General features: G+C 62.7%; 28 protein-coding genes. All 28 read left to right on the plus strand.

The features are described from left to right. Positions 1–4: 4 nt before the first annotated feature. Positions 5–1,195, plus strand: a complete 1,191-nt coding sequence (gene tuf / locus MA07_RS15925) for an elongation factor Tu (protein ID WP_036350570.1) — start codon at positions 5–7, stop codon at positions 1,193–1,195. A gap of 68 nt (positions 1,196–1,263) precedes the next feature. Then, a complete protein-coding gene (rpsJ, locus tag MA07_RS15930; protein ID WP_009764298.1) occupies positions 1,264–1,572 on the plus strand; it encodes a 30S ribosomal protein S10 in 309 nt (102 codons plus the stop codon). A 47-nt stretch (positions 1,573–1,619) separates the two neighbouring features. After that, positions 1,620–2,348 (plus strand): 50S ribosomal protein L3, encoded by a 729-nt coding sequence (rplC, locus tag MA07_RS15935; protein ID WP_036352952.1) that lies wholly within the window; start codon positions 1,620–1,622, stop codon positions 2,346–2,348. Next, positions 2,348–2,968, plus strand: a complete 621-nt coding sequence (gene rplD, locus MA07_RS15940) for a 50S ribosomal protein L4 (RefSeq protein WP_036352955.1) — start codon at positions 2,348–2,350, stop codon at positions 2,966–2,968. The genes rplC and rplD overlap by 1 nt, the downstream gene beginning before the upstream one ends. Continuing rightward, positions 2,965–3,261, plus strand: a complete 297-nt coding sequence (locus MA07_RS15945) for a 50S ribosomal protein L23 (protein ID WP_036352957.1) — start codon at positions 2,965–2,967, stop codon at positions 3,259–3,261. Before rplD ends, MA07_RS15945 begins: the two co-directional genes overlap by 4 nt. Before the next feature lie 20 nt (positions 3,262–3,281). After that, positions 3,282–4,118 carry a 50S ribosomal protein L2 gene (gene rplB, locus MA07_RS15950; protein ID WP_036352960.1) on the plus strand — a complete coding sequence of 279 codons (837 nt, stop codon included), beginning with the start codon at positions 3,282–3,284 and terminating at the stop codon, positions 4,116–4,118. Between the two features lie 15 nt (positions 4,119–4,133). Next, positions 4,134–4,412: a 30S ribosomal protein S19 gene (rpsS, locus tag MA07_RS15955; RefSeq protein WP_036352963.1), complete on the plus strand. Its 279-nt coding sequence runs from the start codon at positions 4,134–4,136 to the stop codon at positions 4,410–4,412. 1 nt (position 4,413) lies between these two features. Continuing rightward, positions 4,414–4,794, plus strand: a complete 381-nt coding sequence (gene rplV / locus MA07_RS15960; RefSeq protein WP_036352967.1) for a 50S ribosomal protein L22 — start codon at positions 4,414–4,416, stop codon at positions 4,792–4,794. Between the two features lie 11 nt (positions 4,795–4,805). After that, on the plus strand, positions 4,806–5,510 hold the full coding sequence (gene rpsC / locus MA07_RS15965) for a 30S ribosomal protein S3 (protein ID WP_036352970.1): 705 nt from the start codon (positions 4,806–4,808) through the stop codon (positions 5,508–5,510). Between the two features lie 24 nt (positions 5,511–5,534). Further along, positions 5,535–5,948, plus strand: coding sequence for a 50S ribosomal protein L16 (rplP, locus tag MA07_RS15970; protein WP_036352973.1), 414 nt, complete (start codon positions 5,535–5,537; stop codon positions 5,946–5,948). A 10-nt stretch (positions 5,949–5,958) separates the two neighbouring features. Next, positions 5,959–6,171: a 50S ribosomal protein L29 gene (rpmC, locus tag MA07_RS15975; protein WP_036352976.1), complete on the plus strand. Its 213-nt coding sequence runs from the start codon at positions 5,959–5,961 to the stop codon at positions 6,169–6,171. 12 nt (positions 6,172–6,183) lie between these two features. Continuing rightward, a complete protein-coding gene (gene rpsQ / locus MA07_RS15980; RefSeq protein WP_036352979.1) occupies positions 6,184–6,423 on the plus strand; it encodes a 30S ribosomal protein S17 in 240 nt (79 codons plus the stop codon). A 163-nt stretch (positions 6,424–6,586) separates the two neighbouring features. Beyond that, complete coding sequence (gene rplN, locus MA07_RS15985; RefSeq protein WP_009764309.1) at positions 6,587–6,955, plus strand: 50S ribosomal protein L14; 369 nt, start codon at positions 6,587–6,589, stop codon at positions 6,953–6,955. Continuing rightward, complete coding sequence (gene rplX, locus MA07_RS15990) at positions 6,955–7,272, plus strand: 50S ribosomal protein L24 (protein ID WP_036352982.1); 318 nt, start codon at positions 6,955–6,957, stop codon at positions 7,270–7,272. Before rplN ends, rplX begins: the two co-directional genes overlap by 1 nt. Further along, on the plus strand, positions 7,265–7,831 hold the full coding sequence (rplE, locus tag MA07_RS15995; protein ID WP_036352985.1) for a 50S ribosomal protein L5: 567 nt from the start codon (positions 7,265–7,267) through the stop codon (positions 7,829–7,831). The genes rplX and rplE overlap by 8 nt, the downstream gene beginning before the upstream one ends. Positions 7,832–7,870: 39 nt before the next feature. Beyond that, complete coding sequence (gene rpsN / locus MA07_RS16000; protein ID WP_036352989.1) at positions 7,871–8,176, plus strand: 30S ribosomal protein S14; 306 nt, start codon at positions 7,871–7,873, stop codon at positions 8,174–8,176. A 15-nt stretch (positions 8,177–8,191) separates the two neighbouring features. Beyond that, positions 8,192–8,587, plus strand: coding sequence for a 30S ribosomal protein S8 (rpsH, locus tag MA07_RS16005; protein ID WP_036352993.1), 396 nt, complete (start codon positions 8,192–8,194; stop codon positions 8,585–8,587). Between the two features lie 36 nt (positions 8,588–8,623). Next, positions 8,624–9,157 (plus strand): 50S ribosomal protein L6, encoded by a 534-nt coding sequence (gene rplF / locus MA07_RS16010; protein ID WP_036352996.1) that lies wholly within the window; start codon positions 8,624–8,626, stop codon positions 9,155–9,157. Between the two features lie 12 nt (positions 9,158–9,169). Then, positions 9,170–9,532: a 50S ribosomal protein L18 gene (rplR, locus tag MA07_RS16015; RefSeq protein ID WP_036353000.1), complete on the plus strand. Its 363-nt coding sequence runs from the start codon at positions 9,170–9,172 to the stop codon at positions 9,530–9,532. Positions 9,533–9,596: 64 nt separating this feature from the next. Further along, the gene (gene rpsE / locus MA07_RS16020; RefSeq protein WP_036353003.1) at positions 9,597–10,166 is read left to right on the plus strand and encodes a 30S ribosomal protein S5; all 570 of its coding nucleotides are present in this window, start codon (positions 9,597–9,599) and stop codon (positions 10,164–10,166) included. A 14-nt stretch (positions 10,167–10,180) separates the two neighbouring features. Further along, on the plus strand, positions 10,181–10,387 hold the full coding sequence (gene rpmD / locus MA07_RS16025) for a 50S ribosomal protein L30 (RefSeq protein ID WP_036353006.1): 207 nt from the start codon (positions 10,181–10,183) through the stop codon (positions 10,385–10,387). Positions 10,388–10,397: 10 nt separating this feature from the next. Further along, positions 10,398–10,871 (plus strand): 50S ribosomal protein L15, encoded by a 474-nt coding sequence (gene rplO, locus MA07_RS16030; protein WP_036353009.1) that lies wholly within the window; start codon positions 10,398–10,400, stop codon positions 10,869–10,871. A gap of 106 nt (positions 10,872–10,977) precedes the next feature. Further along, on the plus strand, positions 10,978–12,315 hold the full coding sequence (gene secY, locus MA07_RS16035) for a preprotein translocase subunit SecY (RefSeq protein WP_036353013.1): 1,338 nt from the start codon (positions 10,978–10,980) through the stop codon (positions 12,313–12,315). A 54-nt stretch (positions 12,316–12,369) separates the two neighbouring features. Continuing rightward, complete coding sequence (locus MA07_RS16040) at positions 12,370–12,951, plus strand: adenylate kinase (protein WP_036353549.1); 582 nt, start codon at positions 12,370–12,372, stop codon at positions 12,949–12,951. A gap of 198 nt (positions 12,952–13,149) precedes the next feature. Beyond that, positions 13,150–13,518, plus strand: coding sequence for a 30S ribosomal protein S13 (gene rpsM / locus MA07_RS16045; protein WP_036353015.1), 369 nt, complete (start codon positions 13,150–13,152; stop codon positions 13,516–13,518). An 80-nt stretch (positions 13,519–13,598) separates the two neighbouring features. Beyond that, positions 13,599–13,988, plus strand: a complete 390-nt coding sequence (gene rpsK, locus MA07_RS16050; protein WP_036353018.1) for a 30S ribosomal protein S11 — start codon at positions 13,599–13,601, stop codon at positions 13,986–13,988. 95 nt (positions 13,989–14,083) lie between these two features. Then, positions 14,084–15,100 carry a DNA-directed RNA polymerase subunit alpha gene (locus MA07_RS16055; protein WP_036353551.1) on the plus strand — a complete coding sequence of 339 codons (1,017 nt, stop codon included), beginning with the start codon at positions 14,084–14,086 and terminating at the stop codon, positions 15,098–15,100. 123 nt (positions 15,101–15,223) lie between these two features. After that, positions 15,224–15,646, plus strand: coding sequence for a 50S ribosomal protein L17 (gene rplQ, locus MA07_RS16060; RefSeq protein WP_036353021.1), 423 nt, complete (start codon positions 15,224–15,226; stop codon positions 15,644–15,646). Positions 15,647–15,723 lie beyond the last annotated feature (77 nt).

Genomic DNA, 15,723 nt, shown 5'->3' on the forward strand with positions numbered 1-15,723 from the left:
ATCAATGGCGAAGGAAAAGTTTGAGCGGAATAAGCCGCACTGCAACATTGGGACGATTGGTCACGTGGACCATGGCAAGACGTCTCTGACGGCGGCGATCACGAAGGTTCTGGCGGAGTCTGGCGGGGCGACGTTTACGGCGTACGACCAGATCGACAAGGCGCCGGAAGAGAAGGCCCGCGGCATCACGATCTCCACGGCGCACGTGGAGTACGAGACCGTGAACCGGCACTATGCCCACGTGGACTGCCCCGGCCACGCCGACTACGTGAAGAACATGATCACGGGTGCGGCTCAGATGGACGGCGCGATCCTGGTGGTGTCCTCGGCCGACGGCCCGATGCCGCAGACCCGCGAGCACATCCTGCTGGCCCGCCAGGTGGGCGTGCCTGCCCTGGTGGTGTTCATGAACAAGGTCGACATGGTCGACGACGCCGAGCTGCTCGACCTTGTTGAGCTCGAGGTGCGCGAGCTTCTGTCGAAGTACGACTTCCCGGGCGACGACATTCCGATCGTGAAGGGCTCGGCTCTTTGCGCTCTAGAGGACCGCCAGCCTGAGATCGGCCGCGATGCGGTTCTCAAGCTGATGGCTGAGGTGGATGCCTACATCCCGCAGCCGGAGCGCCCGATCGACCAGCCGTTCCTGATGCCAATCGAAGACGTGTTCTCGATCTCGGGCCGCGGCACGGTGGTGACGGGTCGCGTGGAGCGCGGCGTTGTCAAGGTCGGCGAGGAAGTGGAGATCGTGGGCCTCAAGGACACCGTGAAGACCACGGTGACGGGCGTCGAGATGTTCCGCAAGCTGCTCGATCAGGGCCAGGCGGGCGACAACGTGGGCGTTCTGCTGCGTGGCACGAAGCGCGAGGACGTGGAGCGCGGCCAAGTGCTGTGCAAGCCGGGCTCGATCAAGCCGCACACGAAGTTCAAGGCCGAGGCCTACATCCTGACGAAGGAAGAGGGCGGGCGTCATACGCCGTTCTTCGGCAACTACCGTCCGCAGTTCTACTTCCGCACGACGGACGTGACGGGCGTGGTGACGCTGCCTGAGGGCACCGAGATGGTGATGCCGGGCGACAACATCACCATGGAAGTGACGCTGATTGCGCCGATCGCCATGGAGGAGAAGCTGCGCTTCGCCATCCGTGAGGGCGGCCGCACCGTCGGCGCCGGCGTCGTCGCCGCCGTGATGGACTAATAGATAGAGGATCAAAGGACAGCGGCCGGGTTACGGCTCGGCCGCTTCCCTTGTTGAATGGATAAGCCATGAACGGTCAAAACATTCGTATTCGCCTTAAGGCGTTCGACCATCGGATCCTCGACGCTTCGACACGGGAAATCGTGTCGACCGCGAAGCGGACCGGCGCTCAGGTTCGCGGGCCCATCCCGCTGCCGACGCGCATCGAGCGCTTTACGGTGCTTCGCTCGCCGCACATCGACAAGAAGTCGCGCGAGCAGTTCGAGATGCGCACTCACAAGCGTGTTCTCGATATCGTGGACCCCACCCCGCAGACGGTTGATGCCCTTATGAAGCTCGATCTTGCTGCTGGTGTGGACGTGGAAATCAAGCTCTAAGCCGTTAGGCTAGGAGCTTTCGGTAGACACGCCGAGAGGATACGCACATGCGCTCAGGCGTCATTGCACAGAAAGTCGGGATGACCCGCATCTTCACGGATGCCGGCGAACACATCCCCGTCACGGTTCTGAAGGTCGACAGCTGCCAGGTCGTCGCCCACCGGACCAAGGAAAAGAACGGCTACACCGCGCTGCAGGTCGGCGTCGGCAAGGCCAAGGTGAAGAACGTTTCGAAGGCCGAGCGCGGCAACTTTGCCATCGCCAAGGTCGAGCCGAAGCGCAAGCTCGCGGAGTTCCGCGTCTCCGAGGATGCTGTCATCCCGGTCGGCGCTGAGATCACCGCTGATCACTTCATTGCCGGTCAGTTCGTGGACGTCACGGGCATCACCACCGGTAAGGGCTTCGCCGGCGGCATGAAGCGCTGGAACTTCGGCGGACTGCGCGCCACGCACGGCGTCTCGGTCTCCCACCGCTCGATCGGTTCGACCGGCGGACGCCAGGATCCGGGCAAGACGTTCAAGAACAAGAAGATGCCGGGTCACCTGGGTGTCGAGCGCGTCACCACGCAGAACCTGCGTGTTGTGTCGACCGACGTCGAGCGCGGTCTGATCCTCGTCGAAGGCGCCGTTCCCGGTGTCGCCGGCGGCTGGATCTTCGTCCGCGACGCGGTGAAGCGCAAGCTGCCTGCGGAAGTGCCGATGCCCGGCGCGTTCCGCACGGCCAACGATGCTGCGCCGGCCGCCCAGGCTGAGCAGGCCCAAGAGGAGAATGCGTGATGAAACTTGATGTCACCACGCTTGAGGGCAACACCGCTGGTTCGGTCGACCTGAACGAGGCCATCTTCGGTCTCGAGCCGCGCGCCGATCTTCTGGCCCGTTGCGTCCGCTGGCAGCTCGCGAAGCGCCAGGCCGGCACGCACGCCGTGAAGAACCGTTCGCTCATCGATCGGACCACGAAGAAGGTCTACAAGCAGAAGGGCACCGGCAGCGCCCGCCACGGCGCCGCGAGCGCCCCTCAGTTCCGGGGCGGCGGTCGTGCCTTCGGCCCGCAGGTCCGCAGCCATGCTCACGACCTGCCCAAGAAGGTCCGCGCTCTCGCTCTGAGGCATGCGCTCTCGTCCAAGGCCAAGGACGCTTCCCTCATCGTCATCGACGATGTGAAGCTCTCCGAGGCGAAGACGAAGGCTCTCGTCGAGCGCTTCGGCAAGCTCGGCCTCGGCAACGCCCTGATCATCGGCGGCGCTGAGATCGAGACCAACTTCCAGCGGGCTGCTCGCAACATCCCGAACATCGACGTCCTGCCGGTGCAGGGCATCAACGTCTATGACATCCTGCGTCGCGAGAAGCTCGTTCTCACGAAGGCGGCTGTCGATGCGCTGGAGGCGCGCTTCAAATGAGCCTGGACCCGCGCCATTACGATGTAATCGTGAGCCCGGTCATTACCGAGAAGGCCACGGCCCTGTCCGAACAGAACAAGGTCGTCTTCAAGGTTCGACTGGATGCGACGAAGCCGCAGATCAAGGAAGCGGTTGAGAAGCTGTTCGATGTCAAGGTGAAGAGCGTCAATACCGTTCTCACCAAAGGCAAAGTGAAGATGTTCCGCGGCACCCGCGGCCAGCGGTCGGACGTGAAGAAGGCGGTTGTAACCCTCGCTGAGGGCCAGACCATCGACGTCACGACGGGCCTCTGATCGGTTGAGAGAGTGATCCGATGGCTTTGAAAACATTCAAACCAATCACCCCCGGCCTGCGCCAGCTGGTGATCGTGGACCGCAGCGAGCTCTACAAGGGCAAGCCGGTCAAGAAGCTGACGGAGGGCAAGAGCTCCTCCGGCGGCCGTAACAACCTGGGTCGCGTGACCGTCCGCTTCCGTGGCGGTGGTCACAAGCGCACCCTGCGTCTGGTCGACTTCAAGCGTCGCGCCCGTCTGGGCGATGTGGCGACGGTGGAGCGGATCGAGTACGATCCGAACCGCACCGCCTTCATCGCGCTCATCGGCTACGCTGACGGCGAGCAGGCCTACATCCTGGCCCCGCAGCGTCTCGCTGTCGGCGATCAGGTGTCGGCCGGCGAGCAGGTCGACATCAAGCCGGGCAACGCGATGCCGATCGGCAACATGCCGGTGGGAACGATCATCCACAATGTGGAGCTGAAGGTCGGCAAGGGTGGCGCACTCGCCCGCTCCGCCGGCACCTACGCCCAGATCGTGGGTCGTGACCAGGGGTACGTGACGGTCCGCCTGAACTCCGGCGAGCAGCGTCTGGTCCATGGCCAGTGCTTCGCCAGCGTCGGCGCGGTCTCGAACCCGGACCACATGAACACCTCGATCGGTAAGGCTGGTCGTAACCGCTGGCTTGGCAAGCGTCCGCACAACCGCGGCGTTTCCATGAACCCGATCGACCACCCGCACGGTGGTGGTGAGGGTCGCACGTCCGGTGGTCGTCATCCGGTGTCCCCCTGGGGCGTTCCGACCAAGGGCAAGAAAACCCGTTCGAACAAGCGGACCGACAAGTTCATCGTGTCGAGCCGTCACGCTCGGAAGAAGTAAGGATAGAGGCACGTCATGGCACGTTCGCTTTGGAAGGGTCCGTTCGTCGACGGCTACCTCCTCAAGAAGGCCGAGGCTGCCCGTTCCTCGGGCCGCAACGAGGTTATCAAGATCTGGAGCCGCCGCTCCACGATCCTCCCGCAGTTTGTGGGCCTCACGTTCGGGGTCTACAACGGTCAGAAGCACATTCCCGTCAACGTGAGCGAGGAAATGGTGGGTCACAAGTTCGGCGAGTTCTCGCCGACCCGCACCTTCCACGGCCACGCGGCGGACAAGAAGGCGAAGAGGAAGTAAGATGGGTAAGGCCGCGACTCCTCGCGCACTGAGCGACACAGAGGCACAAGCCGTCGCTCGCATGCTGCGCGTCAGCCCCCAGAAGCTCAACCTTGTTGCGGCCCTTATCCGCGGCAAGAAGGTTTCTGCGGCTCTCGCCGATCTCGAGTTCTCCCGCAAGCGCATCGCTCGCGATGTGAAGAAGTGCCTCGAGAGCGCCATCGCCAACGCCGAGAACAACCACAACCTCGATGTGGACGATCTCGTCGTCAGCCAGGCCTTCGTCGGCAAGGCGCTTGTCATGAAGCGCTTCCACGCCCGGGCCCGTGGCCGGGGTGCTCGTATCGAAAAGCCGTTCTCGAACCTCACGATCGTGGTTCGGGAAGTTGCCGAACAGGCATAAAGGAGAACCAGATGGGTCAGAAAGTTAACCCGATCGGTCTTCGGCTCGGCATCAACCGGACCTGGGACTCGCGCTGGTTCGCCGGCAAGGGCGAGTACGCCAAGCTGATGCACGAGGATATGGCGATCCGCGAAGCGCTGATGAAGCAGCTGAAGCAGGCCGCCGTTTCGAAGATCGTCATCGAGCGTCCGCACAAGAAGTGCCGCGTCACCATCCACTCGGGTCGTCCGGGCGTGGTGATCGGCAAGAAGGGTGCCGACATCGAGAAGCTCCGCAAGCTCGTCGCTAAGATGACGGACGCGGATGTGGCGATCAACATCGTCGAAGTCCGCAAGCCGGAAGTCGACGCGACGCTGGTGGCCGATTCCATCGCCCAGCAGCTCGAGCGCCGCGTTGCGTTCCGCCGCGCCATGAAGCGCGCCGTTCAGTCGGCGATGCGTCTGGGCGCGGAGGGCATCCGTATCAACTGCTCGGGCCGTCTGGGTGGCGCTGAAATCGCCCGCCTGGAGTGGTATCGCGAGGGTCGCGTTCCGCTGCACACGCTGCGTGCGGATGTGGATTACGGTACGTCCACGGCTTTCACGACCTATGGCACCTGCGGCATAAAGGTCTGGATCTTCAAGGGCGAAATCCTTGAGCACGATCCGATGGCCCAGGACAAGCGGATGAACGACGAAGGAGGCCGCTCCGGTGGCCGCCGCGAGCAAGCGGCGTAACCGAGAGGTCAGGAGAGGTTTGCCATGTTGCAACCGAAGAAAACCAAGTTCCGTAAGCAGTTCAAGGGCCGCATTTCCGGCACCGCGAAGGGCGGCACGGACCTCAACTTCGGCCAGTTCGGCCTGAAGGCGATGGAACCCGAGCGTGTCAACGCTCGCCAGATCGAGGCGGCTCGCCGCGCCATCACCCGCGCCATGAAGCGCGCGGGCCGGGTGTGGATCCGCATCTTCCCGGACGTGCCGGTGTCGTCGAAGCCGACCGAAGTGCGTATGGGTAAGGGTAAGGGCGCTCCCGAGTTCTGGGCGGCCAAGGTGAAGCCTGGCCGTATCATGTTCGAGATCGACGGCGTTCCGGAGGATATCGCTCGTGAGGCCCTGCGCCTCGGTGCGGCGAAGCTTCCGATCAAGACGCGCTTCATCCAGCGCATTGCCGAGTAAGGAGGGGATCATGAAGTCTAAGCAGAGAGCCTCCGACCTCAAGGCAATGTCGGCTGACCAGCTGTCGGACGAGCTGCTGAACCTGAAGAAGGAGCAGTTCAACCTCCGCTTCCAGCGCGCCACGGGTCAGCTCGAGAACACCGGACGCGTCCGTGAGGTCCGTCGGGATGTCGCCCGCGTCAAGACACTGCAGCGCCAGAAGGCCGCTGCGGCCAAGGCTTAAGAGGAAATCAAGATGCCAAAGCGCGTTTTGCAGGGCGTCGTTGTCAGCGATAAGCAGGACAAGACGGTCGTTGTGAAGGTGGAGCGTCGCTTTACGCACCCGGTTCTGAAGAAGACCGTGCGTAAGACGAAGAACTACCATGCTCATGACGAGAACAATAATGCCAAGGTGGGCGACCAGGTCTTCATTGAAGAGACCAAGCCGTTCTCCAAGCTCAAGACCTGGGTGCTCGTCGACCAAGCGAAGGCCTAAAAAGCTTTTTTTTGGGGTTGTCCGATAGGGGCGGTTCGTGTATACGACCGCCTCTCTCGACATTTGAAGGGCAGGGGACATCAGATCCCCGTCAGGCGTAGTCCGGGGGGCAATCGTGCCTTGGCCCGGAAACCTGTCTGAAACAAAGGAAAGGATCAAAGCCATGATCCAGATGCAGACGAATCTTGACGTCGCCGACAATTCCGGCGCCCGTCGCGTGATGTGCATCAAGGTTCTCGGCGGTTCGAAGCGTAAGTACGCTTCCGTGGGCGATATCATCGTCGTATCCGTGAAAGAAGCTATCCCGCGCGGCCGCGTGAAGAAGGGCGACGTCATGAAGGCGGTCGTCGTGCGCACCGCCAAGGACATCCGCCGCGCTGACGGTTCGGTCATCCGTTTCGACCGCAATGCCGCCGTTCTGATCAACAATCAGAAGGAGCCGGTCGGCACCCGTATCTTCGGCCCCGTTCCCCGTGAACTTCGCGCCAAGAACCACATGAAAATCATTTCGCTTGCGCCGGAGGTGCTCTAATGGCCGCGAAGATCAAGAAGGGCGACAAGGTCGTTGTCCTGACCGGTCGCGACAAGGGTAAGACCGGTGAGGTTGTCCAGGTGCTTCCGAAGGAAGAGCGCGCGGTCGTCCGTGGCGTGAACGTCGTGAAGCGTCACCAGCGCCAGACGGCAAACCAGGAAGCTGGCATTGTCTCGAAAGAGGCCGCCATCCACCTGTCGAACCTGGCCTACGCAGACCCGAAGGACGGCAAGCCGACCCGGGTTGGTTTCAAAGTTCTCGAAGACGGCCGCAAGGTTCGTTTCGCCAAGCGTTCGGGGGACCTGATCGATGGCTAAGGCTCAGGTGGACGGCTACACGCCGCGGCTGAAGAAGCACTACGAGGAAGTGGTGCGTCCGAAGCTCATTGAAGAATTCGGCTACAAGAACCCCATGGAAGTGCCGACGATCGAGAAGATCGTCCTCAACATGGGCGTTGGCGAATCGACCGCCGACTCGAAGAAGGCTTCGGTCGCCGCTGCCGATCTCGCACTCATCGCCGGCCAGAAGCCGGTGATCACGAAGGCCCGCAAGGCGATCTCGCAGTTCAAGGTTCGCGAGGGCATGCCGATCGGTGCCAAGGTTACGCTGCGCAAGGCTCGCATGTACGAGTTCCTTGACCGCTTCGTCACCATCGCGCTCCCGCGCGTCCGCGACTTCCGGGGCCTGAACCCGAAGTCGTTCGACGGCCGCGGCAACTACGCAATGGGTATCAAGGAGCACCTCGTGTTCCCTGAGATCAATTACGACAGGGTCGAGCAGGTTTGGGGCATGGACGTCATCATCACCACTACGGCGAAGACTGACGACGAAGCCCGCGCCCTGCTGCGTCACTTCAACTTCCCGTTCCGGCAGTGAGGATAACTGTCCTCAAACGCGGACACTGGAGATAAAAGCATGGCTAAGAAAAGCGCTATTGAGAAGAACAAGCACCGTCGTGAGCTGGTGAAGAAGTTCGCCGGCCGTCGCGAGCGCCTCCTGGCGGTCGCCAACGACGAGTCGAAGTCCATGGAGGAGCGCTTCGAGGCGCGCCTCAAGCTGGCCGAGCTGCCGCGCAACGCGAGCCCGACCCGCATCCGCAACCGTTGCGAGATCACGGGCCGTCCCCGCGCTTACTACCGCAAGCTCGGCATGTCCCGTATCGCTCTGCGCGAGCTCGGCAACAAGGGCCTGATTCCGGGCCTCGTGAAGTCCAGCTGGTAAGGGGGAGGGCATCATATGATCAACGATCCGTTGGGCGATATGCTCACCCGTATCCGCAACGCGCAGATGCGGCGTCGTGGTACCGTTTCCACTCCCGGCTCGAAGCTGCGCGCCCGCGTTCTCGAAGTTCTCAAGTCCGAGGGCTACATCCGCGACTACTCGCAGACCGAGTTCGGCAATGGCCGTACCGAGTTCTCGATCGAGCTCAAGTACTATGACGGCCAGCCGGTGATCCGCTCCATCGAGCGCGTCTCCAAGCCGGGCCGCCGCGTGTATGCCTCCGTCGACACCATGCCTCGCGTGGCCGACGGTCTCGGCATCACCATTCTTTCGACGCCGCAGGGCGTGATGGCCGATCACGAGGCCCGTGAGAAGAACGTGGGCGGCGAAGTGCTCTGCAAGGTCTTCTAAGGCCAGGCACCCGCACAGAACCACGAGGATTCGAAAATGTCACGAGTAGGCAAGAAGCCCGTTCCGGTTCCGTCAGGTGTGACGGCGACCGTCGACGGTCAGATGGTGAAGGTTAAGGGCGCGAAGGGCGAACTCTCGTTCCTCGTTCCCGAAGAAGTGCTGGTTGCTTTCGAGGACGGCGCCGTGTCGGTGAACCCGCGCGACGAGTCCAAGACGGCCCGTGCGAAGTGGGGCATGTCCCGCGCCCAGGTGGCGAACCTGGTCGAAGGCGTGTCCAAGGGCTTCGAGAAGCGCCTCGAGATCAACGGCGTCGGCTACAAGGCCGCCGTTGCCGGCAAGGTGCTGAAGCTGTCGCTGGGCTACAGCCACGACATCGACTACGCGATTCCGGCCGGCGTGACGATCACGACGCCGAAGCCGACGGAAGTCGTCGTGGCCGGCATCGACAAGCAGGTCGTTGGTCAGACTGCCGCCGAGATCCGCGAATACCGCGGTCCGGAGCCCTACAAGGGTAAGGGCGTCAAGTATGCCAACGAGTTCATCTTCCGCAAGGAAGGCAAGAAGAAGTAAGGACGACGTATCATGGCTGAGAAGAAAGGCGCTGAAGATCGCCGCAAGGCTCGTGTGCGCCGTGCGATCAAGAAAGCAGCGAACGGTCGTCCGCGTTTGTCGGTGTTCCGTTCGTCCAAGCAGATCTACGCCCAGATCATCGACGACGTTCGCGGCCATACGGTCGCTGCGGCTTCGACCCTTGAGGCTGACCTGAAGGGCAAGCTCAAGACCGGAGCCACCGTTGATGCGGCGAAGGAAGTGGGCAAGCTCGTGGCTGAGCGCGCGGTTGCTGCCGGCGTGAAGCAGGTCATATTCGACCGCTCGGGCTACCTCTATCACGGCCGCGTCAAGGCTCTGGCCGACGCTGCCCGTGAAGGCGGTCTGGATTTTTAACGGCGGGTGTAATCCAAGCAACCCTTAGCGAGCGGGCCCGCCGCCCGCGCAAGTGAGAGGTCTCATGGCTAGAGAACCAAGAGAACGTGCTGATCGCGAAGAGCGCGACAGCGAATTCGTGGACCGCCTGGTCCACATCAACCGCGTTGCCAAGGTGGTGAAGGGCGGCCGTCGTTTCGGCTTCGCTGCTCTCGTCGTCGTCGGCGACCAGAAGGGCCGCGTTGGCTTCGGCCACGGCAAGGCCCGCGAAGTGCCGGAAGCCATCCGTAAGGCCACGGACGCTGCCAAGCGCTCCATGATCCGCGTCGCCCTTCGTGAAGGCCGCACCCTGCATCACGACGTGAACGGCCGCCACGGCGCCGGCAAGGTCGTGCTCCGTGCCGCTCCCCAGGGTACCGGCATCATCGCCGGCGGCCCGATGCGCGCCGTCTTCGAGGTGGTGGGCATGCAGGACGTGGTTGCCAAGTCGCTCGGCTCGTCAAACCCGTACAACCTCGTCCGCGCAACCTTTGATGCGCTCAAGAACGAGGATAGCCCGCGTTCGGTTGCTGCTCGCCGTGGCCTCAAGGTCTCGACTCTGCAAGCTCGCCGCCGCGATGCCGATGCCAGCGAAGCCGCTGGCGCTGAAGCGTAAGGGAGGCTTTGACAATGGCAAAGAACTCTGCCGCTTCTGGCAAGACCATCACCGTTGAGCAGATCGGTTCGCCGATCCGCCGCGAGGCCAAGCAGCGCCAGACGCTGGTCGGTCTCAAGCTCAACAAGCTTCACCGCACCTCGACCTTGGAAGACACGCCTGCGATCCGCGGCATGATCGAGAAGGTCAAGCACCTCGTGCGCGTTGTCGACGGGCAGTGAGGAGAGCGTCATGAAACTCAACGAAATTCGTGACAACGAAGGTTCTACCAAGAACCGCATGCGTGTCGGCCGTGGTATTGGCTCCGGCAAGGGCAAGACCGGTGGTCGCGGCGTGAAGGGTCAGAAGGCCCGTACCGGCGTGTCCATCAAGGGCTTCGAAGGCGGTCAGATGCCTCTGCACCGTCGTCTGCCGAAGCGCGGCTTCAACAAGCCGAACCAGATTGATCTCAACGAGGTCAATGTCGGCCGCATCCAGCAGGCCATTGAGGCCGGCAAGCTCGGCACGGGCGCTCCGGTGACGGTCGAGACTCTGGTGGCTGCCGGTGTGGTCTCCAAGCCGCGCGACGGCGTGAAGATCCTTGGCGTCGGCGAGCTCAAGACGAAGCTTTCCTTCCAGGTTGCAGGCGCGTCCAAGTCGGCCGTTGAAGCGATCGAGAAGGCTGGTGGCTCTGTCACCCTGCTGGGTGGCGTTGCGCAGGCGTGAGCCAGCGCCCACATTGACTAAGATCCAAGCGGCGGCCCGCGTTCTGATCGCGTGGCCGCCGCTTGTGTGATGACCGTCACGGTTCAAGTATTTCGGGGACACCACTATGGCCTCAGCAGCCGAGCAACTTGCGGCAAATATTAATTTCGGCGCCATCGCCAAGGCCGATGAGCTCAAGAAGCGCATCTGGTTCACCTTGGGCGCCCTCATCGTCTATCGTCTCGGCACCTACATCCCGCTGCCCGGCATCAATCCGGAGGCGCTGGCACAGAGCTTCCAGAACGCCAGCGGCGGCGTGCTCGGCCTTTTCAACATGTTTTCGGGTGGCGCCGTGGAGCGCATGGCGATCTTCGCCCTGAACATCATGCCGTACATTTCGGCGTCGATCATCATCCAGCTCCTGACCTCCGTCCTTCCGTCTCTCGAGGCGCTCAAGAAGGAAGGCGAGGCTGGCCGCAAGATCCTCAACCAGTACACCCGCTATCTGACGGTAATGCTGGCGGTGTTCCAGTCCTGGGGCATTGCGGTGGGCCTGCAGAGCTCCGGCAATATCGTGGATGCCCCCGGTCCGTTCTTCCTGATCTCGACCGTGATCACCCTCACCGGCGGCACCATGTTCCTCATGTGGCTCGGCGAGCAGATCACGTCCCGCGGCATCGGCAACGGCACGTCGCTGATCATCTTCGCCGGCATCGTGGCGAACCTGCCGTCGGCGATTGCCGGTACCCTCGAGCTCGGCCGCCAAGGCGCGATCTCGACCGGTCTGATCATCGGCGTGATCGTGATGGCGATCGCCATTATCTACTTCGTGGTGTTCATGGAGCGCGCCCAGCGCCGTCTCCTCATCAACTACCCGAAGCGCCAGGTCGGCAACCGGATGTACGAGGGCCAGACCTCGTTCCTGCCGCTCAAGCTGAACACCTCGGGCGTCATCCCCCCGATATTTGCCTCCTCGCTGCTCCTGCTGCCGGCGACCATCGCCAGCTTCCAGAGCAACGCGGATGGGACCGGGTTCATTTCCACCCTGACCGCCTATCTCGGCCACGGGCGCCCGGCCTACATGTTCCTGTATGCGGCGCTGATCGTGTTCTTCGCCTTCTTCTACACGGCCATCGTCTTCAATCCTACGGAGACGGCGGACAACCTGAAGAAGCAGGGTGGATTCATCCCGGGCATTCGTCCCGGTGAGCGGACGGCGGACTTCATCGACCAGGTTCTGACCCGCATCACGGTGCTGGGTGCGATTTACCTGGTGATCATCTGCCTAATTCCCGAACTGCTGGTGTCTTATGCGGCCTTGCCATTCTACTTTGGCGGGACTTCGCTTCTGATCGTCGTGTCTGTTACCATGGACACGGTTGCTCAGGTGCACGGTCACCTGCTTGCTCACCAGTATGAGGGCCTCGTCAAGAAGGCGAAGCTCAAGGGTGCGCGCAGACGCTAACGATAGATACCTCGCCTGGAGGCGAGTAGTCTCGACGAAGTCATGGGGGCGTCGATGAGGATCATCCTGCTGGGGCCGCCGGGGGCCGGTAAAGGCACTCAGGCTGTGCGTCTGGTCGAGCGGCTGGGGATCCCCCAGCTGTCGACCGGCGACATGCTCCGCGCAGCCGTGGCCGCCGGTACGCCGGTCGGCCTCAAGGCCAAGGCTGTCATGGACCGTGGCGAGCTAGTGTCGGACGATATCGTCGTCGGCATCATCGCGGACCGAATCGAGGAGCAGGACGCCAAAGGCGGCTTCATCCTGGATGGCTTTCCGCGGACTGTCGCCCAGGCCGAAGCCTTCGATTCCATGCTGGCCGCCAAGGGCCTGAAGCTGGATGCCGTGATCGAGTTCAAGGTCAACGAGATCGAGCTGGTCGACCGCATCGTGCGACGCGCGCAGGAAACCGAGGCCCGCGGGGAGCCGGTCCGCAAGGACGACAACCCCGAGGTCTTCAAGACCCGGCTCGACGCCTACAGAAATCAGACGGCCCCGCTCTCGGCCTATTACGAGCGCACGGGCATGCTGAAGACCGTCGATGGCATGAAACCCATCGACGACGTGACCCAGGCGATCAAGGAAATCCTCGGTCGCTGAGGGGCAGGGGCTTGACGGACGGGTTAATTTCCGTTAGGGGCAAGCTCTTGCACAAGAACCTGCATATCCAGAGGGCTTCATGAGAGGCCGCTCTGGATTGTTGTGTTTTTCGCATAAGGAACCCGCGCAGGGGCCGGCCTCCACCGGACGCGCGATAATCATAACCCGAAGCTTTTGCTTCCCACATGGAGACGGACGATGGCCCGTATTGCAGGCGTCAACATCCCGACTGCCAAGCGCGTTGTGATCGCGCTTCAGTATATCCACGGCATTGGGCCCAAGAAGGCCCAGGAGATCGTCGAAAAGGTCAACATCCCGGCCGAGCGCCGCGTGAACCAGCTGACCGACGCCGAGGTTCTGGCCATCCGCGAGACCATCGACCGCGACTACATCGTCGAGGGCGACCTGCGCCGCGAAGTGTCCATGAACATCAAGCGCCTGATGGACCTTGCTGCCTACCGTGGCCTGCGCCACCGCCGCAGCCTCCCGGTCCGTGGCCAGCGCACCCACACGAACGCTCGCACCCGCAAGGGTAAGTCGAAGCCGATCGCCGGCAAGAAGAAGTAATTTCCCAAGCGGCCACCCCTGGCGGGTGGCCCTTTCTCCCGAGCGCCTGGCATGACGGGCGCGCTTGAAGGATCTTTGGAATGGCTAAAGAAGCTACCCGCGTCCGCCGCCGCGAACGCAAGAACATCGTTTCCGGCGTGGCGCATGTGAACGCCTCGTTCAACAACACCATGATCACCATCACGGACGCCCAGGGCAACACGATCTCGTGGTCCTCGGCCGGCGCGATGGGTTTCAAGGGCTCGCGTAAGTCGACCCCCTATGCGGCTCAGATCGCCGCTGAAGACGCTGCCCGCAAGGCTTCCGAGCACGGCATGCGCACCCTTGAGGTCGAGGTGTCGGGTCCCGGCTCCGGCCGTGAGTCCGCCCTGCGCGCCCTCCAGTCGGCCGGCTTCACCGTCACGTCGATCCGTGACGTGACGCCGATCCCGCACAATGGCTGCCGCCCGCGCAAGCGTCGCCGCGTCTAAGGTTATCCTGCGCGTGGGGCAGCCCCACGCGCGTTCCGGTTTCAAGGGATGGCTCCCATGCTAGCCCTTCAAGCCGTACCTCGAGAGGTGTGGTTGTGATCCAAAAGAACTGGCAAGAGCTGATTAAGCCGAACAAGCTCGAAGTCTCCCCAGGCGACGATCCGAAGCGTATTGCGACGGTTGTTGCGGAGCCGCTCGAGCGTGGCTTCGGCACGACGCTCGGCAACTCCCTGCGTCGCGTCCTGCTGTCGTCCCTTCAGGGCGCCGCCGTTACGGCCGTCCATATCGACGGCGTTCTGCACGAGTTCTCGTCTATCCCGGGCGTCCGTGAGGACGTGACGGACATCGTCCTCAACGTGAAGACGATCGCCATCAAGATGCAGAGCGAAGGCGCCAAGCGCATGACGCTCCGCAAGACCGGCCCTGGCGCCGTGACGGCTGGCGACATCAACACGGTTGGCGACGTTCAGATCCTGAACCCCGAACTCGTGCTCTGCAGCCTCGACGAGGGCGCTGAGATCCGTATGGAGTTCACGGTCGACACCGGCAAGGGCTACGTTCCCGCCGAGCGCAACCGCACCGAGGATGCGCCGATCGGCCTCATTCCGGTCGACTCGCTCTACAGCCCGGTGAAGAAGGTCTCCTATCGTATCGAGAACACCCGTGAGGGCCAGATCCTCGACTACGACAAGCTGATCATGACGGTCGAGACCAACGGCGCCGTGACGCCTGAGGATGCCGTGGCCTATGCCGCGCGTATCCTGCAGGACCAGCTCCAGGTCTTCGTCAACTTCGAAGAGCCCCGCAAGGAAGAGGCTGCCGCTGCCGCGCCGCAGCTGCCGTTCAACCCGGCGCTCCTCAAGAAGGTCGACGAGCTCGAGCTGTCGGTCCGTTCGGCGAACTGCCTGAAGAACGACAACATCGTCTATATCGGCGACCTGATCCAGAAGTCGGAAGCCGAAATGCTCCGTACGCCGAACTTCGGCCGCAAGTCGCTCAACGAGATCAAGGAAGTTCTGGCCGGAATGGGCCTGCACCTCGGCATGGACGTGCCGGGTTGGCCGCCGGAGAACATCGAAGACCTCGCGAAGCGCTTCGAAGAGCACTACTAAGAATTCCGAAGCCGCTCGTCACCTTGATGGGCGGCTTCGATCAAGCCCCGTCGGAAACCGGCGGATCAAAAGAGAGACGGTCCGTCCCTTGGCACGGCGGCCGGAAGATTTAGGAGAAAGCCAATGCGTCACGGATTCCGTGGTCGTCGCTTCAACCGCACGACCGAACACCGCAAGGCCATGTTCGCCAATATGGCGGCTGCGCTGATCAAGCACGAGCAGATCGTCACGACGCTCCCGAAGGCCAAGGACCTGCGTCCGGTCGTCGAGAAGCTGATCACGCTGGGCAAGCGCGGCGACATGCATGCCCGCCGCCTCGCCATGTCGAAGCTGCGCGACGAAACCATGGTCAAGAAGCTGTTCGACGTGCTGGGCAAGCGTTACGGCGACCGCAACGGCGGCTACACCCGCGTCCTGAAAGCCGGCTTCCGCTACGGCGACAACGCCCCTCTGGCCGTGATCGAGTTCGTGGACCGCGACGTGGATGCGCGCGGCCAGGATTCGGGCCCGACCATGAAGGAAGAGATCATCGAGGCCGCTGAGTAATCCTTGGCGCAGTCGATCCGATCAAGGGCGGCCTTCGGGCCGCCCTTTTTCTTTGAGCATTCGTCTCCCCATATCTC

It is taken from the genome of Microvirga sp. BSC39 (genome assembly GCF_000739015.1).
Taxonomy (GTDB): Bacteria; Pseudomonadota; Alphaproteobacteria; order Rhizobiales; family Beijerinckiaceae; genus Microvirga.

Coding starts and splice junctions, on each gene's coding strand:
- rplC (WP_036352952.1), top strand. CDS start 1,620: ATGCGCTCAGGCGTCATTGCACAGAAAGTCGGGATGACCCGCATCTTC.
- rplO (WP_036353009.1), top strand. CDS start 10,398: ATGAAACTCAACGAAATTCGTGACAACGAAGGTTCTACCAAGAACCGC.
- MA07_RS16040 (WP_036353549.1), top strand. CDS start 12,370: ATGAGGATCATCCTGCTGGGGCCGCCGGGGGCCGGTAAAGGCACTCAG.
- rpsK (WP_036353018.1), top strand. CDS start 13,599: ATGGCTAAAGAAGCTACCCGCGTCCGCCGCCGCGAACGCAAGAACATC.
- rpsJ (WP_009764298.1), top strand. CDS start 1,264: ATGAACGGTCAAAACATTCGTATTCGCCTTAAGGCGTTCGACCATCGG.
- rpsC (WP_036352970.1), top strand. CDS start 4,806: ATGGGTCAGAAAGTTAACCCGATCGGTCTTCGGCTCGGCATCAACCGG.
- rpmD (WP_036353006.1), top strand. CDS start 10,181: ATGGCAAAGAACTCTGCCGCTTCTGGCAAGACCATCACCGTTGAGCAG.
- rpsQ (WP_036352979.1), top strand. CDS start 6,184: ATGCCAAAGCGCGTTTTGCAGGGCGTCGTTGTCAGCGATAAGCAGGAC.
- rplR (WP_036353000.1), top strand. CDS start 9,170: ATGGCTGAGAAGAAAGGCGCTGAAGATCGCCGCAAGGCTCGTGTGCGC.
- rplX (WP_036352982.1), top strand. CDS start 6,955: ATGGCCGCGAAGATCAAGAAGGGCGACAAGGTCGTTGTCCTGACCGGT.
- rplD (WP_036352955.1), top strand. CDS start 2,348: ATGAAACTTGATGTCACCACGCTTGAGGGCAACACCGCTGGTTCGGTC.
- rpsH (WP_036352993.1), top strand. CDS start 8,192: ATGATCAACGATCCGTTGGGCGATATGCTCACCCGTATCCGCAACGCG.
- rpsM (WP_036353015.1), top strand. CDS start 13,150: ATGGCCCGTATTGCAGGCGTCAACATCCCGACTGCCAAGCGCGTTGTG.
- rplQ (WP_036353021.1), top strand. CDS start 15,224: ATGCGTCACGGATTCCGTGGTCGTCGCTTCAACCGCACGACCGAACAC.
- secY (WP_036353013.1), top strand. CDS start 10,978: ATGGCCTCAGCAGCCGAGCAACTTGCGGCAAATATTAATTTCGGCGCC.
- rplV (WP_036352967.1), top strand. CDS start 4,414: ATGGGTAAGGCCGCGACTCCTCGCGCACTGAGCGACACAGAGGCACAA.
- rplB (WP_036352960.1), top strand. CDS start 3,282: ATGGCTTTGAAAACATTCAAACCAATCACCCCCGGCCTGCGCCAGCTG.
- rplE (WP_036352985.1), top strand. CDS start 7,265: ATGGCTAAGGCTCAGGTGGACGGCTACACGCCGCGGCTGAAGAAGCAC.
- rplF (WP_036352996.1), top strand. CDS start 8,624: ATGTCACGAGTAGGCAAGAAGCCCGTTCCGGTTCCGTCAGGTGTGACG.
- MA07_RS15945 (WP_036352957.1), top strand. CDS start 2,965: ATGAGCCTGGACCCGCGCCATTACGATGTAATCGTGAGCCCGGTCATT.
- rpsE (WP_036353003.1), top strand. CDS start 9,597: ATGGCTAGAGAACCAAGAGAACGTGCTGATCGCGAAGAGCGCGACAGC.
- rpsN (WP_036352989.1), top strand. CDS start 7,871: ATGGCTAAGAAAAGCGCTATTGAGAAGAACAAGCACCGTCGTGAGCTG.
- rplN (WP_009764309.1), top strand. CDS start 6,587: ATGATCCAGATGCAGACGAATCTTGACGTCGCCGACAATTCCGGCGCC.
- tuf (WP_036350570.1), top strand. CDS start 5: ATGGCGAAGGAAAAGTTTGAGCGGAATAAGCCGCACTGCAACATTGGG.
- rpmC (WP_036352976.1), top strand. CDS start 5,959: ATGAAGTCTAAGCAGAGAGCCTCCGACCTCAAGGCAATGTCGGCTGAC.
- rpsS (WP_036352963.1), top strand. CDS start 4,134: ATGGCACGTTCGCTTTGGAAGGGTCCGTTCGTCGACGGCTACCTCCTC.
- rplP (WP_036352973.1), top strand. CDS start 5,535: ATGTTGCAACCGAAGAAAACCAAGTTCCGTAAGCAGTTCAAGGGCCGC.